Origin of the sequence: Micromonospora sp. NPDC048839, assembly GCF_040649915.1 — a bacterium.
GTDB lineage: Bacteria > Actinomycetota > Actinomycetes > Mycobacteriales > Micromonosporaceae > Micromonospora.
Window position 1 is genome coordinate 104,413 of the sequence record NZ_JBEZGL010000004.1, and the last position, 15,069, is coordinate 119,481.

Sequence of the window (15,069 nt, forward strand, 5' to 3'; positions counted from 1 at the left end):
GGCCGTCGTCGTATGGCCGGCTGGACGTGCTGGTCAACAACGCGGGGATTGTCGGCAGCGGGACGCTGGGGACGATCAGCCGGGATCTAATCGAACCGCAGCTGGCGACCAACCTGGTTGCGCCAGTCATGCTGGCGCAGGCCGCGTTGCCCGCGTTGCAGACCAGCGGCGGGGGTGATCGTGAACGTCACTACGTCGGTCGGGCAACGGGCCTGGCCGGGCAACGCGGTTTATGCCGCGACGAAAGCCGCCCTGGAGCTGATACTGCAACGGCAGTAGGCGAATCGAGTCCGACTCGCGTTCGTTGGTCTGCGTGTGATTGCGGCGGCTGCCGTCGCCGCACCCCGCTACGGAGGTGCATTGACCGGTATGCCAGTGCCACTCGCGGTCCATCGCGCGTCGGTTTGGGTGCAACACGGCCAGGTGCTGGTCAGCGACGCGGAAGGCGGCGACCTGGCAGGCCTCGACGACTCGTGGGACGACGCAGTCGAATCCGGGCGCTTCGTGGGCGCCGCCGACGGCATCGTGAACATCGTGACTCCCCGCGCGGACAGCACCGGCACACCATTCACCGTCGAGGAATGGGCCGACGAGCCGCCGGACGATCGACACGACTGGGATCACGAAGTCGACATCGACATCGACGCGCCGAGCGGGAGGCTGGAGCTCTTCCTCACGACCGGCGAGATAGAAGACGGCACCGCCCGCCTCACCAAGGCCGGCCCGTGCCGGCTGCGGGTGTCCGCCCGTTTCCCCGAGGCTGGCGACGACGACGCCGACGTGTACCGGCTACGGGTATGGCCGCGCACCGCCGACACGCCGCCGCAGCTCCGGCAGTCCTGGCCGCACTGGCCCAGAGTCCGCTCATGACACCACCGAACACGCCTCACCCGCCTCGCCGCCGCCGGCGGCTCGCGTCCTGGGCGGCCATCGTGACCGTCGCGCTCAGCGGCTACGGGCCGGCCCTCACCGGCAAATCCGCCGGCCAGGGCGCACCCGCTTCGTCGCGCCCCGGTGTCGCCTGCATCAGGATCAAGTCTCCTCGTTTCCCACTGACATGGCGTATCAGTGGTTTTCGACATCGTTGGACCGTGCTGGACGGACGTGGACAGCGCTGAACCCTGGAACGTGGACGCCGCTGAGACAAAGACTCCTCATCGAGCGCAGCCGTCACCCCCGGCGGCTGCGACACCTGATGGCAGGAGTGAGCGATGTCCACCGTCTCGACGGCAATCCCGGTCGCCATCACACGGCATCCGCGTGCCGTCGTGGTGCTCGCCACCGCGCAGTTCCTGGTGCTGCTCTCGACCTCCATCGTCAACGTCGCGCTGCCCTCGGTGCGTGACGGCCTCGGGCTCAGCGCGGGGTCGGTGACGTGGGTCGTCAATGCCTACGTTCTCGCATTCGGTGCCCTGCTGCTGCTCGGTGGGCGCCTGGCTGACGTCTTCGGGCAGCGACGGACGTACACCATCGGTCTTGGCATCTTTCTCGTCGCCACGCTGGGCGCCGGGCTCGCGCCCACCCCGGAGGTCCTGTTCGCGTCGCGGGCCGGGCAGGGCGTCGGCGCGGCAGTCCTGTCCCCCGCAGCGCTGGCCCTGTTGCTCCGCCTGCATTCCGGCCCCGAGGAGCGCAACCACGCCCTCGCCGTCTGGGGCGGGGTCTCCGCGGCTGGGGGCGCGGCAGGAGTGCTGCTCGGCGGTGTGCTGACCGAATCGCTGGGCTGGCGATGGGTGTTCCTGGCTGCCGTACCCCTCGCCCTGGCTGCGTTGTTGCCCGTGGCGCAGGTGCTGCCGGCGGACGAGGTGCGCACTCAGCGCTCGCTCGACATTGGCGGTGCGACGCTGGTAACCGCAGGCGTGGTGCTGGCGACGTACGCCGTGGTGCAGGGCGGCACGAACGGCTGGTTGACCGTGACCACCGCGCTGGTGGCGGCCGCCGCCGCCGGAGCGCTCGTGGCTTTCGTCCTCGTCGAGCGCCAGCAGCCGCAGCCCCTGCTGCCCCTACGGCTGTTCGCGAACGTCGAACTCAGCCGGGCCAACGTGGCCATGGCGTTGTTGGGAACCGTCTGGGTCGGGCTGTTCGTGGTGCTGCCGCTCTACCAGCAGCAGGTGCTGGGCTGGTCGCCGCTGAAGTCCGGAGTCACCCAGCTTCCGTTGGCGCTGGCCAACATCGCCGCGGCCATGCTCACGCCCCGGATCGTCGCACGCGTCGGAGCTGCATCGGCCACCGTCGGCGCGCTGCTGCTGCTCGCAGTGGGGCTCGCCTGGCTGGGTGCCGCCGGCACCGACGGGACCTTCCTGCGGGCGCTGCTCGGGCCCACAGTCCTGATCGGCGTCGGCATCGGTGCGGCCTTCGTGCTGCTCACCGACGCGGCAACCGCCGGCGTGGCCCCCGGTGACGTCGGCGTCGCGGGTGGCTTGGTGAACGTCACACGCCAGGTGGGCGGTGCGATCGGTCTCGCCGCCATGCTCGCGGTGGCGAAGGCGCGTACGTCGGCCTCGCAAGCCCTGCCTGCCGTCGAAGCGCTCGCCGCGGGGTACCGCGCCGCATTGCTCACCGCCGCGCTCGTCGCGCTGCTCGCGGCTGTCGTCAGCGCCACCGGGTTACGCCGCCGCGCGGTCCGCGGTCGGACTCTCTGACCGAATGCCCCTGTCATACAGAAGGAGACGCCACATGTCTGTCACCACTGCCGCCTCCGTCGGCAATGCCCCGAGGCCGTACCTGCAAGCCCACTTCGCCCCGGTCGTCGACGAGATCAGCGCGACCTCGCTGACCGTGCAGGGCTCCCTCCCCTCCGAGCTGGACGGGCGCTACTTCCGCAACAGCCACAACCCGCTGCCCGGTGTCGTCCCCTCGAACTGGTTCGCCGGCTCGGGCATGATCCATGGCATTCGACTGCGCGGCGGACAGGCCGGGTGGTACCGCAACTCCTGGGTCCGCACTCCCGCGCTCGACGGTGCCCCCTACCGCCGTGCCGACGGCAGCACCGATCTGACCGCGAGCGTCGCGGGGACCAACATCATCGAGCACGCCGGCAGGATCCTCGCCCTTCAGGAACAGAATCTGCCGTTCGAGATGACACCTGAGCTGGCCACCGTCGGGCCCTACGACTTCGGCGGCACGTTGCGGACCTCTATGACGGCCCACCCCAAGGAGGACCCCGTGACCGGCGAGCTGCACTTCTTCTCCTGGTCGCCCTACCCGCCGCACGTCACCTACTACGTCGCCGACTCCTCGGGTGAGATCGTTCGCGCGGTACCCGTGCCCGCCGCCGGGCCGACGCTGCAGCATGACTTCGGTCTGACCACCAACTACGTCGTGTGGCTCGACATGTCACTGGTGTTCGACCACACGAACCCCGGCCTGCCGTTCGGGTGGAGCGACACCTATGTCCCGCGCCTCGGCGTCATGCCCCGCACCGGCCCCGCCGAGGTCCGCTGGTTCGAGGTCGAGGCCGGCGCCCTCCTGCACGTCGGCAACGCCTATGAGGACGGGGACGGCAACATCGTGGTCGAGGGTCCGCGGTACGACCGCAGCGCCTGGGAAGTCACCGACAAGTTCACCCTCGGCGCCCCCGGTCACCTGGGTACACCCAACGGCGGCGCGGTGCAGACCCGCTGGGTCCTCAACCCCGGCACCGGGAAGGCCGGTGAGGTCGTCGTCGATGACCTGGTCACGGAGTTCCCCACCATCAACGAGGACTACCTCGGCCGCGCCAACCAGTTCAGCTACGCCATGGCCTTCCCCGGCGGCGGGCTGGACGAGTACGCCGTGGTCAAGATGGACGCCGGCAGCGGCCGGACGACAGTGGCCCGGATGGGCGACCGGCGGATGCCCGGCGAGGCCGTCTTCGTGCCCGCTCAGGATGGCACCCGCGAGGACGACGGCTGGCTGCTCACCCTGGTCAGCGACACCTTGGCCGACGCATCCCAACTGCTGGTCATCGACGCCTCGAACCTGAACACCATCGCGGCCGTCGAACTGCCCCGCCGGGTGCCCTCCGGCATCCACGGCAACTGGATCCCGGACTCGGACCTCGGCTGACAGCCCGACCGACCAGCAAGGAGAACCCAGCCATGGACACCATCATCAACCGGTGGCATCCGACCGTCACGGCCACCGCCGCCCACCAGGGGCCTGCCGTTCAGGACGGGCTCGTACCCGGGCCCTGTGCCGACTCCACAAAGTCGGACGGCCGCCGCTGATTCACGTGGACGCGACTTCGGCTTCCCACAGCACGTCGCTCACCCGGGCGACAGCCGCTCGCAGGTGCCGGCGGTAGGTGCCGAAGGGTAGACCGAGGCGTCGCGCCGCCGCCTCCTGGGTCGGGGCGCCGGAGAAGTAGGTCGCCGCCAGCGCCGCGTGGGCCTTCACACCGGCCAGGTCCGTACGCATCGCGTCGGCCGCATCCTGCACCATGGCCCGCAGAACGACGACCGTGTCATCGCCGGCCGACGTCAGGAAGCTCCGGCGCAGCAGGGGGTTCGACGCGAAACCCTCGGGGTGACGCCAGGTCTGCAGAGCGAGGCGGACGTACTCGTCGAACTCCTCGCGCTCCAGCTCGGCGTCGCCCCGCTGGTCGGAACACCGCGGCGGGATCTGCACCGCGGTGTCCAGCTCACCGACACTGACCGGGACGTCGCCGCCGACCACGGCGTCGAACCACTCCTCGAACGACTCCAGCCGCCAGTCGCTGACGAACAGCCCGTAGGTCGCATCGCCGACCCGCGCGCATCGACCCGAGTCCGCCATGGCACTGCCGAACCGAGCCGCCCAGGCCTCCATGTCCTGGTAGACATCGAAGTCGTGCGCCCTCCCGGTCGCCCGATAGGCCTCGACCAGCGCTCGCCAGTGGTTCAGCTCAAGCACCGGCGACGGTTGCTCGTACGCGGGTGGATAGACCGCGAAGCGCGTGATGGAGATGTGCTCGCCAGGCCCCGCCGGGCTGATGTCGTTGCTGTATCCCCAGGCCGCCGCGACCACCGGGTCGGTGGCGAGATCCTCGGAATCGGCTGGCACGGGGAGCACGAGGTGCGCCGAGAAGGCCAGAACCTCGCTGCTGCGGGCCTCCCGGAAGACGTGGAAGGCCTGCGGCTGCTTGGCGTACCAGTAGGAGACCAGCTCTGCTGACTCCTCGCCCTCGGCCGCACGACACAGTTCGAGCACGCGCGGGAGGTGCTCCGGCGCCATGTCGTCCTCGTACACCCGACCCTGGCGCGCCCACGAGTACATCGCGCCCACAAGCCGCACGTCGCGGTACAGGTAGAACGCACGGCCCATCGCCTCGAGCATCTGGCTGGCCGGGGCTTCGCGCGCCTGGCGAAGGTACGCCTCCAGCAGCCGCATCCGGATAGCGTCGTACGCCTGCGGCGACCGCCAGCGCAGATCGGCGGCGAGCGTCGCCCGTGCGGCGTCGTGCGGGAAGAGCCCCTGCGGCGAGGACTCCATGAACGGCAGCCCGCGCAGCCAGTCGAACAACGCCCGCGCGTCCTCGCCCGGCAGGGCCGCGAACAGCAGTTCCTCGGTCGTCGAGTAGGCCTGCGCGGCTATCTCCAGCGCCCGCTGGTGGATGGCCGAGGGGACGTCGCCGATCAGCCGTGTCATCAGGGTCGCGAGTACCTCGCCAGTCGGTGTCCAGTCCTGGGTCTCCCGGACAGGGTGCTGTAAGACGGCTGCGGCGAGCGACAGCGCGAGCGGGTTGCCGCCGGCGAATCCAGCAACGGCGGGCACATCCGCTGCCCGGACACCACGAGCCGCGAGCAGCGCACCTGTCTGCCCGGGGGTCAGGGGGGACAGCTCGATCACCCTCAGGATCTCCGACCAGCCAGGGTCCATCGACCACTCGACCTCGGGCCGTGTACGACCGCTGAGCACCACGAGGGCACCGTCGGCGAGGCGGGGGAGGAAACGCTCGCGCAACCACCCCTCGATCCACTGGCACTTGTCGAAGGAGTCGACGACGAGCACGGCGGAGCCGTCTTCCAGCACCGCGGCCGCCGTCTGCTCGAACTCCTGCGGCGACCGCCCGACGAAACGCCCGTCGACCTCGACCACCGCCCGCCCCGCCCGCAGCGCCTCCTGCACCCACAGGCGCGTCAGCGTCGACTTGCCGATGCCACCCGGCCCGTGGACCCAGAGAACAGCGACCGCCGAGCCACCGAACAGGGCGTCATGAAAGGCAGCCCGCTCCTGTTCGCGGCCCACGAAGGCGCGCTCACGGGCGGCTTCGAGTCGGCCTGCCAGATCGCCACCGGAGGAAGGGGAAACCAGCTCTGACCGCATCGTGCGCTACTCCCGGTGGCTCGTCGGCAGTGTCTCGTGCACAACTCTCCCAGACAGTCGGCGCTCAGCTGTCGCGCTCCGAGCCAGGGGTACCGCCCGGCATGCGCATGGTGGTCATGGCCGCGAGGAGTCCGTCTGTCAGCCGCTCGATCCTGGCGGGATCCAGGTCAACGCCTCGGACGACGACACGCCAGTAGAGCGGCCCGATCATGAGGTCCAGGGACTGATCCACATCGCAGTCGGCGGGCAGTTCGCCGCGCTCGATGGCCCGGCGCAACATCTCGGCGGCCATCCTGCCACGGGGGCCTTCGACGGCATCGCGCAGCAGTGCCGCAAGTTCGGGGTTGTGCTGCGCCTCGGCCATGATTGCCGGGATGATGCGGCGGGCCAGCGGGTAGCGCACAGCGTCCACCGTGCTGGTCAAGAACTGGCGAAGGTTGCTGCGCAGCGCGCCGGTCTCGGGGAGGTCGACGCCGTGTACGGCGACCTCGGCGATCAGGGCGAGCGCCATCGCGTCCCTGCTGGGCCAGCGGCGGTACACGGCGGCCTTGCTGGTGCTCGCGCGTCTGACGATGGGCTCCACGGACAATCGTCCGTAGTCAACGTCGGCCAGTTCCTCGAAGAACGCTGCTCGGATGCTGGCGGTGAGGCGTTCGTCGAACGGTTGCCGCGACGGAGGTCGACCCTCCGGGCTGTCAGCCGGCCAGGCTCACGATGACCGCATTGATCCACGCCGTGTGCGGACAAAGGACCTGGCCCCGCTGCTTTCGCAGGACGCGCCGTGGCTGACCGTGGACGAATTCATGACCGCCCTGACGAGAACCTCGCCAACTCATGAGCACGGGCACAAGCAGGATGCGCCACCGATCGCGGCGGCGCACCCCGTTCCGTCTCAGGAGACCCAGCCCTTGTCGTACATGTGGTGCATCAAGGGTCGGACGGCGTTCGGGTTGTCCCGAAAGAATTGCTGTGTCTCGGCTACACGGACCGGGTCCAGGAACTGTCGGAAGGCGGCAATGTACTGCGGGCGGGGCATGACGAGCGCACCCGGCACCGGTGCCGGGTGACCGCCGCCCAGCGCCACGGCGTCGTGGATGTGGTTCTCGCCGACCTTCCAGAGCGTCGGCTGAGCGGCATACTGCGCGAACCGGGTCAGGCGCAGCAGCATGGCAGCCGATCGGGCGACCTTTGGTCGGTCGGCGAACTGGGCGAGGCTCGGATCCTCCAACGGCAGGGCCGATTTGATCTCGGACCGCAGGGCGACGATGTTCACCCTCAGAGTGGCCCGGGTAGAAGAGGTCGTCCGCATCCGGTCTATTTCGGTCGCGCGGTGGTGGGTGCGGACCGTATCGGTGATGGACTGGACGTAGTTGTGCAGCATCTCGCCCTTCTTGGCGGCGGGGCTGTCCTTGCTCGCGCCGGTGCCCGCCAACTCCTTCCTGAGCGCGGCGAGGATGTCGCCGGCCGCCCGGTCGACGGCCTCGAAGTCGTCGACAAGCTTCTTCTGACGACTCCTGTCCTTGTCGGCAACCCACTCGTCGATGTGCTCGTCGGTGAGCAGCCCGGCGATCTCGCCGGCGCACGCGACGAGACCCATCAGCGGGCTGTCGAGTCCGATCGCGGCCGGCAGGCCGTGACCCGGGAGGAGGGGGAGCGCGCCCTCCTCGTACATGACAGTGACGCCCTGTGCTCGCCAGATCGCGATCTCCTCGTCGTGCCTTATGCGGGAGTGCAGTTCGCCGGCCATGATCACACGGGTGCCGCCCGCGAAGGCCGCCATGACCGCGTTCTGCGGCGCGGCCGGCGCCGTGCCGGTGGTGGTCGGTTGGGTCACGGAACTCCTCCTAAGTACTGAATCAACAACAGCCCGTACCGTATGGAGTCGGCAGCTGACGATCAGTAACGCGGGCGACATGAGGGTTGTCCGATCAAGGACAGGCATCGCGAGGCATCTCGGCGGCCCGCTCCGGCGGGATGTCATTGATCAACACGCCCATGGCGGACGTCTAAGGTCGCCGGTAGCACCCCGCACGACTACGACACCATGCTCAAGGCCGTCAACGGCAGGCGCTGCGCCAAGGCGTCGACCCCGACACGCGCCGGACCCCGACGTGGGACCGCATCCGTCAGGCCGGCTTCCTGGCCGCCGCGGCCAGGTCCACGACCACCACCTTGCTCGAGGCGCGCGCCTCACGCTGCGAACTTCCGCGGGCAGCCGGCGTCAACACCCCGGCGGCGCGCTGTGACGGCAATGCTCCGACAATGCAACGGCATTCAGGGGTTCGGGCGCTGCGCATACGCGCGATAAGAGTCGGTGCTTGGAGCTGTGCGTGGATCCGCCGACGCCCCGGTGAGGTCAGGGTGGTCGCCGGGTAGCGGGCGACCACGGTTCCGTCATGGCCGGCCTGCCGTCGGTCGCGCCGTTGTAAGCCCTTGGTGTCTTGTACGCGACCCCCGCTGGTCATTGCAAATGAAAACCGTTACCGTCTAGCGGTCCGGGATTCCTCGAACGTCGGGAGTGCGCGGTGGGTCATGTGCTGTTGGTCGAGAGCTGGGTTGGTGCCATGAGCACGCTGCTGCCCAGGGCGGTTCGGGAAGCGGGGCATCGGTTCACGTTCCTGACCAGGGACCTGCACCATTACTTGCGTCCGGGCGGTCATGAGGGTGTGCATCCGCTGCTGATGGCGGACAACGTGATCACCGCGGAGACCAACGACCTGGACATGCTGCTGCCTCAGGTTCAGCGGCTGCATGAGGTGCTGCGGTTCGACGGGGTCGTCACGTCGTGCGACTACTATCTCGGCACGGTAGCTGGGCTGGCCGCCCACATGGGCCTGCCCGGCGTGCAGCCCGAGGCCATGGAGCGCGCGTATCGCAAGGATCTGACGCGGCAGCGGATGCAGGCGGCCGGTCTGCCGGGTCCGGCGTTCGCGGTCAGCGAGGATTGGCTGGGTGCCCAGGCCGCCGCGCGCAGGCTTGGGTTCCCGCTGGTGATCAAGCCGGTTGATCTGTGCGCCGGGATGTTCGTCCGGCTGGTGGCCGACGAGACGCAGCTGCGGGAGGCGTTCGACGCCCTCGACGGCTTCCCGGTCAACGCCCGTGGCCAGCGCCGTGCACCCCTGGTGCTGCTGGAGGAGGTGCTGGTCGGGCCGGAAGTGAGCGTCGAGACCGTCACCGTCGACGGCGTGACGACGGTGCTGGGCGTGACGGACAAAAGCTTGGCAGGCCATCCGTGGTTCGTGGAGACGGGGCACATGTTCCCCGCCGCGCTCGACGCCGCGACGGTGACCGCGGTGTGCGACATGGCGGTCGCCGCCCTCGCCGCGGTCGGCCTCGATCGGGGGGTGGCGCACACTGAGCTGCGGCTGACCGCCGCCGGGCCGCGGGTGGTTGAGATCAACCCGCGGCCGGCAGGCAATCAGATCACCGAGCTGGTGCGTCGGGTGACCGGTGTGGATCTGCCCATGGTGTACACCCAGCTCGCCCTGGGCGAACAGCCTGATCTCACGGTGACCGACACGGGCGTACGCAGCGCGGCCATCTCGTTCCTGTTGCCACCCTGCGCCGGGTCCGTGGCCGGGATCGACGGTACGGCCGCGGTGGCCACGGCTCCTGGCGTCGTTGACTGGGCGGTGAAGCCGGCCGGGCACCGCACCGGCGACGCGGTGAGCAACAACAACTACCTCGGTCACGTCATGGTGGTGGACACCGCCGGCCCCGGCGCTCGCGCCCGGGCCGAGAAGCTGGTCGCCGGGCTGGCCGTGCGGTACGCCGAGGACCTGGCCGAGGCCCTCGCGTGACGACGTCGTCGCCGGTCAAGACCGGTGAACCTTTCACGTCGTTGACGGACCTGATCTCGGCGGTCACCGCCGGCCGTCTGGGCACCGACCCGGCCGTCGAACAGGTCAGCGTCGCGTTCACCACCCGGCAGGGTGCCCGGCACGCCGGACGCGGCCGCGGCTACCGCAACCACGTGCTGAGTCTGCGCGTGGGTGCCGCCGTCGGTTCGTGCTCGGTGGAACCGGACGAGCTGGCCGATGACGTCGCCTACGACTGCGTGGGCCGCAGCGTCGCCGAACTGCTCACCGATCCGGTGCGGGCGGTCCGCGTCGCGGCCCTCGACGCCTACCTCGCCGCCGTGCACCCGCACGAGCACGCCGCCCACGACACGGTCATGATCGCGGCGGGTACCTCGCTGGCCAAGTCGACGGCCAGGGCGACCTCGGTGGTGGAGCTGCTGCCGGTGACCGCCGGGCAGACGGTCCTGGTCGTCGGAGTGGTGAATTCCTTGCTGGAACAGCTGCGCCGCCGTGGCGTCAGCTACTTGCCGTGCGATCTCGCGGGGGGTAGCACGGAGTGGTCCGAGCCGTTCCTGCCGGACGCCGCCGCTCTGCTGGAACGCTGCGACGCTCTGCTGGTGTCCGGTATGACGCTGGGCAACGGCACGTTCGAGCCGCTGCTGCAGCACGCTCGCGCGACGGGCAAGGCGATGGTGGCCTTCGCGCAGACCGGAAGCGCCGTCCTGCCCTGCTTCCTCGGCACCGGGCTGAGCGCTGTGTCCGCCGAACCGTATCCATTCTTCTGGCTCGACGGTGGACCGACACCGCTCTACCGGTACCGTGCCAGCGCTGGGTCGCCGTGCTGACCGCCACCGCGCCGGCCACCTGCGCACCACACCTGCTCGCCCTGCTGGGGCGCTCCCCGGTGGCCTTTGTCGACACCCCACTGCCGCACCCACACCGCGGCTTCTACGCCAAGGTGGAGTACCTGAGCCCGGGCGGCATGAAAGCCCGCGCTGCCGTGGCCATGCTGCAGGCCGCCCGGCTGCGCGGAGCCCTGCGGCCGGGAGCCACCGTGGTCGAGTCCACCAGTGGCACGTTCGGGATCGGGTTGGCGTTCGCTGGTCAGGCCCTGGGCCATCCGGTCATCCTCGTGGTGGACCGCGAGATCGAACGCCCGATGCGGGCGCTGCTTACCGCCTACGGGGCTGCGGTCGTGGTGGTCGAGCAGCCGCATCCGGTCGGCGGGTGGCAGCAGGCCCGTCTGGACCGACTGCATGAGGTCCTGGCCTGCACCCCGGACGGGTACTGGCCGGATCAGTACCACAACCCGGACAACGCCGCCGGCTACGGCGCCCTCGCCGAGGAGCTGATCGGGCAGGTTGATGCGGCGGACGTGCTGGTGTGCAGTGTCGGTACCGGTGGGCACAGTGCGGGCCTGGCCCGGGCGCTGCGCCGGCACTGGCCCGCCATGCGGATGGTTGGTGTCGACACCGTCGGCTCGACGATCTTCGGCCAGCCGGCCCGGCCGCGGCTCATGCGCGGACTGGGCAGCAGCATTTTCCCGCGCAACGTGCACTACGCCGCCTTCGACGAGGTGCACTGGATCGGGCCGGTGGAGGCGGTGGACACCTGCCGCCGGCTGGCGCGCTCAGCGTTCGTCACCGGCGGTTGGAGCACCGGTGCCGTCGCTCGTGTCGCCGGTTGGATCAGCCGCATGCAGCCCGACGCCCGGGTGGTCACGATCTTTCCCGACGGTCCGCACCGCTACCTCGACTCCATTTTCGACGACGCGTTCTGCACCAGCCACGGGCTGTTCGCTCCGGCTCCGGGTCACCCGATCGAGATCTCGCACCCGAACGCCGTCGAGGTGACCAGGTGGAGCCGCTGCCGGACCGTCGTCGACCCGCTGCACAGCCTGGCGGTGCCGGCATGAGGCTCGGCTGGCGCACCTATCCGCTGCGGCTGCGAGAACCGCTGCGGATCTCCCGCTCGACGATGCCCGGCCGTAACGCGGTGCAGGTGGACCTGTCGCACGACGGCGTCCACGGTCACGGCGAAGTCGTCACGAGTGTCTACTACGGGCTCGACCTGCCCGCCATCCTGGACATGCTGGCCGCCCTGAGGGGCCGCGTGCGCGGCTACCACGAGCCGGAGACTCTGCTCGCGGACCTGCCTGCGCTCGCCGCTGAGCTGCCCGCCGGGATGCTGGCGGGCCTGGACGCCGCCGTCCACGACCTGCTGGGCCGCCGGGCCGGGATGCCGGTGCACCGATGGCTCGGCAGGCCGGCCTGGTCGCCGGTGCCGACCGCGTACACCATCGGCCTCGTCGCGCCGGACCATGCCGGTGCCACCGCACGGGCGCTGGTCCAGCGCGGCTTCCAGCTCATCAAGGTCAAGTGCGGGGACGAGGTGGACTCGGTCCGGGTCGCGGCCGTGCGCGCCGCTGCGCCGGCTGCCCGGCTTGTGCTGGACCCGAACGGCGCCTGGACACCTGAGCAGAGCGTACGGATGCTCGACGTCCTGCGCGCACACGGCATCGACGCCGTCGAACAACCCATCGCGCCCGGCACACCGCAGCGGCTGGCGTGGATCAGCGCCCGCACCGACGTGCCGGTCATCGCCGACGAGGACGCCGCCACCGTCGCACACGTCGATGCCCTCGCCGGCGCGGTCACCGGCATCAACATCAAGATTGCGAAGTGCGGTGGTATCCACGCCGCCCAGCGGATCGTCGACGCCGCCCGCGCCCATGGCATGGACCTGATGCTGGGTTGTCTGGTGGCCAGCTCGCTGGGGATCGCACCGGCCGTGCACCTCGCCAGCGAGGCCCGCTGGATCGATCTGGACGGTCACCTGCTGCTCGCCGACGACCCGTGGACCGGTCTCGGCGGTGACGACGGGGTCCTGCGGCTCACCGGTGAGCCGGGACTCGGCGTGCGGGCGCTGCGATGAGCACGTTGGCGACGCTGCGCAGCTTTCCGTTGTCGATCCGGCTGCTGGTTGTCAACCAGCTCGGCGTAAACGTCGGCTTCTACCTACTGCTGCCGTTCCTCGCGGGGTACCTGGCCGACGACGTCGGCCTGTCCGTCGCCGTGATCGGCATCGTGCTCGGAGTGCGGAATCTCAGCCAACAGGGTCTGTTCCTGCTGGGCGGCTCGGCCGCGGACCGGCTGGGCGCCCGCGGCGTCATCATCGCCGGCTGCGCCCTGCGGGCCGTCGGGTTCGCGCTGTTCGCCGTCGGCACGTCGTTGCCGTTGCTGCTGGCCGGGTCCGTGCTGTCCGGGCTGGCCGGGGCGCTGTTCAACCCGGCGGTGCGCAGCTACGTGGCGCAGGCCGCCGCCGACCGGCGGGCCGAGGCGTTCGCCCTGTTCAACGTCTTCGCCAGCGCCGGCGCGTTGCTCGGGCCACTACTGGGCAGTGTCCTGCTGCTGGTCGACTTCCGGGCAGCCGCGCTGGCCGCCGCGGCAGTGTTCGCCGCGCTCACCGTGGCGCAGGCGACCTGGCTGCCGGCCCAGCCGGTCGTCTCCAGTGGCGGCACCGTCTGGCAGGACTGGTGCGCCGGCGTCGCCGACCTAAGGTTCCTGGCCTTCAGCGTGGCGCTGGCCGGGATGTTCGCGTTGCAGACCCAGCTGTATCTGATCCTGCCGGTCCAGGCGGAACACGTCACCGGGCAGCCCGTGGCCGTCGCCCTGCTGTTCGTGGTCTCCACTGTGGTGACGCTCGCCCTGCAACTGCCCCTGACCGGCTGGCTGCAGGGCCGCTGGAGCCGCGGCGCGGGTATCGCCGCCGGGATGGCCGTCATGGGTGCCGGATTCCTGCTGCCGATGCTGCGCGTGGAATCGGCGTCGCCGGTGCTGCGGCTGGTGCCCGTGCTGGGCGCTGCGGTACTGCTCACCCTCGGAGTGATGATCGCCCAGCCGTTCGTGCTGGAGCTCATCCCCGCCTTCGCCGGCCACGGACTGACCGGCACCTACTTCGGCCTGTTCTACCTGGTGTCCGGGGTCCTCGCGGCCGGCTGTACCGCCGCCGTCGGCGCGACGGTGGACACCTCCGACGGGGCCGGCGTGCCCGCGGCGGCGTGGCTGCTCACCGCCGCAGTGGGCCTCGTATCCGCCGGCACGGTGTGGCTGCTGCACCGCCGCGGCCAGCTCACACCCGCACCCGCACCCGCGTCGGCGGCGGGTGTGCCATGAGCGGTGACAACCTGCTCACCGACAACCCGGAGCTGTACGAGCACCAGTTCCCCGACCCGGGCCGCATCGCCGCCCGATTCGTCGACGACGTCGTGCGCCGCTTCGCCGACCGCACCGACGCCGCGCCCCGGCTGCTCGACGTCGGCTGTGGCACCGGCCGCGACGCCGGGCACCTCGCCACACTCGGATACACCGCCACCGGGCTGGACACGTCGGTGCCGATGCTGACCTACGCGCAGCGCCGACACCCGAGCGTCCGGTTCGTCCGCGCCGACATGCGCACCTTCGAGCTGGCCGACCACTTCGACGTCATCACCTGCCTGGACAGTGCACTGCTGTATTGCCACACCAACGCCGACCTGACCGGGTTCCTGCAGCGCTGTCACCGGCACCTGCGCCCCGGCGGGTTGCTGCTGGCGGAGTTGCGCAACGGGGCGTTCTTCCTCGGCAACACCGAACTGCTCGACGGGGTACGCACCCGCACCGTTACCTGGCGTGACATCTCGTACACGTCCCGGACGCGGCTGTGGATCGATCACAGCGCGCAGCTGCTGCGCCGCGAACGCGCCTGGACATGGCCGGACTGCCCGCAACCGCTGGTGCAGACCTCTGCGTGGCGGCTGCTGTTCCCCGCCGAGCTGCGGCACCTGCTCGAGACCGCAGGCTTCGAGGTCCTGGCCCTGTTCGACGCCCCCGGCCCCCGCACCGATCCGCCCTGGCATCCGGCAGCCGCGCTGTCCAGCGCCCTGTCCGGCGACCGCCTGCACCTGCTCGCCCGCCGCCGCAGCGACGCGGCCTGACCCTCGCCCCGT

12 protein-coding genes and 1 pseudogene are annotated in these 15,069 nt (G+C 70.3%); 10 read left to right on the plus strand and 3 right to left on the minus strand.

Features of this window, described 5'->3' with window-relative positions; genetic code table 11:
- Positions 1-20: 20 nt before the first annotated feature.
- From AB0C25_RS09320 to AB0C25_RS09335, 4 genes and pseudogenes are all read left to right on the plus strand, one after another.
- Positions 21-164, plus strand: a pseudogene (locus AB0C25_RS09320) (SDR family NAD(P)-dependent oxidoreductase); the annotation flags it as partial.
- A gap of 205 nt (positions 165-369) precedes the next feature.
- Complete coding sequence (locus AB0C25_RS09325) at positions 370-870, plus strand: hypothetical protein (protein ID WP_357371234.1); 501 nt, start codon at positions 370-372, stop codon at positions 868-870.
- Positions 871-1,211: 341 nt separating this feature from the next.
- Positions 1,212-2,639, plus strand: a complete 1,428-nt coding sequence (locus AB0C25_RS09330; protein WP_357371236.1) for an MFS transporter — start codon at positions 1,212-1,214, stop codon at positions 2,637-2,639.
- A 34-nt stretch (positions 2,640-2,673) separates the two neighbouring features.
- Positions 2,674-4,044, plus strand: coding sequence for a carotenoid oxygenase family protein (locus AB0C25_RS09335; protein WP_357371238.1), 1,371 nt, complete (start codon positions 2,674-2,676; stop codon positions 4,042-4,044).
- Positions 4,045-4,206: 162 nt separating this feature from the next.
- Here the strand turns inward: AB0C25_RS09335 and AB0C25_RS09340 are convergent, their stop codons facing one another.
- From AB0C25_RS09340 to AB0C25_RS09350, 3 genes are all read right to left on the minus strand, one after another.
- Positions 4,207-6,282, minus strand: a complete 2,076-nt coding sequence (locus AB0C25_RS09340) for an ATP-binding protein (protein WP_357371240.1) — start codon at positions 6,280-6,282, stop codon at positions 4,207-4,209.
- Between the two features lie 64 nt (positions 6,283-6,346).
- A complete protein-coding gene (locus tag AB0C25_RS09345) occupies positions 6,347-6,919 on the minus strand; it encodes a TetR/AcrR family transcriptional regulator (protein ID WP_357371983.1) in 573 nt (190 codons plus the stop codon).
- Positions 6,920-7,174: 255 nt separating this feature from the next.
- Entirely contained in the window at positions 7,175-8,116 is a 942-nt protein-coding gene (locus AB0C25_RS09350; RefSeq protein ID WP_357371242.1) for a hypothetical protein, read from the minus strand.
- Between the two features lie 730 nt (positions 8,117-8,846).
- On the opposite strand from AB0C25_RS09350, the gene AB0C25_RS09355 reads away from it, so the two are divergent.
- The 6 genes from AB0C25_RS09355 to AB0C25_RS09380 are packed head-to-tail and all read left to right on the plus strand — an operon-like array spanning position 8,847 to position 15,057.
- Entirely contained in the window at positions 8,847-10,082 is a 1,236-nt protein-coding gene (locus tag AB0C25_RS09355; RefSeq protein ID WP_357371244.1) for an ATP-grasp domain-containing protein, read from the plus strand.
- Complete coding sequence (locus AB0C25_RS09360; RefSeq protein ID WP_357371246.1) at positions 10,079-10,927, plus strand: DUF364 domain-containing protein; 849 nt, start codon at positions 10,079-10,081, stop codon at positions 10,925-10,927. The genes AB0C25_RS09355 and AB0C25_RS09360 overlap by 4 nt, the downstream gene beginning before the upstream one ends.
- A complete protein-coding gene (locus AB0C25_RS09365; RefSeq protein ID WP_357371248.1) occupies positions 10,921-11,997 on the plus strand; it encodes a PLP-dependent cysteine synthase family protein in 1,077 nt (358 codons plus the stop codon). Before AB0C25_RS09360 ends, AB0C25_RS09365 begins: the two co-directional genes overlap by 7 nt.
- Positions 11,994-13,016: an enolase C-terminal domain-like protein gene (locus tag AB0C25_RS09370; RefSeq protein WP_357371250.1), complete on the plus strand. Its 1,023-nt coding sequence runs from the start codon at positions 11,994-11,996 to the stop codon at positions 13,014-13,016. The genes AB0C25_RS09365 and AB0C25_RS09370 overlap by 4 nt, the downstream gene beginning before the upstream one ends.
- Positions 13,013-14,257 carry an MFS transporter gene (locus AB0C25_RS09375; protein ID WP_357371252.1) on the plus strand — a complete coding sequence of 415 codons (1,245 nt, stop codon included), beginning with the start codon at positions 13,013-13,015 and terminating at the stop codon, positions 14,255-14,257. The genes AB0C25_RS09370 and AB0C25_RS09375 overlap by 4 nt, the downstream gene beginning before the upstream one ends.
- Positions 14,254-15,057 (plus strand): class I SAM-dependent methyltransferase, encoded by an 804-nt coding sequence (locus tag AB0C25_RS09380; RefSeq protein ID WP_357371254.1) that lies wholly within the window; start codon positions 14,254-14,256, stop codon positions 15,055-15,057. The genes AB0C25_RS09375 and AB0C25_RS09380 overlap by 4 nt, the downstream gene beginning before the upstream one ends.
- Positions 15,058-15,069 lie beyond the last annotated feature (12 nt).

Bases quoted from the DNA above. Each gene is read 5' to 3' on its own strand.
- AB0C25_RS09370 (WP_357371250.1), top strand. From the start codon at position 11,994: ATGAGGCTCGGCTGGCGCACCTATCCGCTGCGGCTGCGAGAACCGCTG.
- AB0C25_RS09335 (WP_357371238.1), top strand. From the start codon at position 2,674: ATGTCTGTCACCACTGCCGCCTCCGTCGGCAATGCCCCGAGGCCGTAC.
- AB0C25_RS09355 (WP_357371244.1), top strand. From the start codon at position 8,847: ATGAGCACGCTGCTGCCCAGGGCGGTTCGGGAAGCGGGGCATCGGTTC.
- AB0C25_RS09325 (WP_357371234.1), top strand. From the start codon at position 370: ATGCCAGTGCCACTCGCGGTCCATCGCGCGTCGGTTTGGGTGCAACAC.
- AB0C25_RS09330 (WP_357371236.1), top strand. From the start codon at position 1,212: ATGTCCACCGTCTCGACGGCAATCCCGGTCGCCATCACACGGCATCCG.
- AB0C25_RS09380 (WP_357371254.1), top strand. From the start codon at position 14,254: ATGAGCGGTGACAACCTGCTCACCGACAACCCGGAGCTGTACGAGCAC.
- AB0C25_RS09340 (WP_357371240.1), bottom strand. From the start codon at position 6,282: ATGCGGTCAGAGCTGGTTTCCCCTTCCTCCGGTGGCGATCTGGCAGGC.
- AB0C25_RS09375 (WP_357371252.1), top strand. From the start codon at position 13,013: ATGAGCACGTTGGCGACGCTGCGCAGCTTTCCGTTGTCGATCCGGCTG.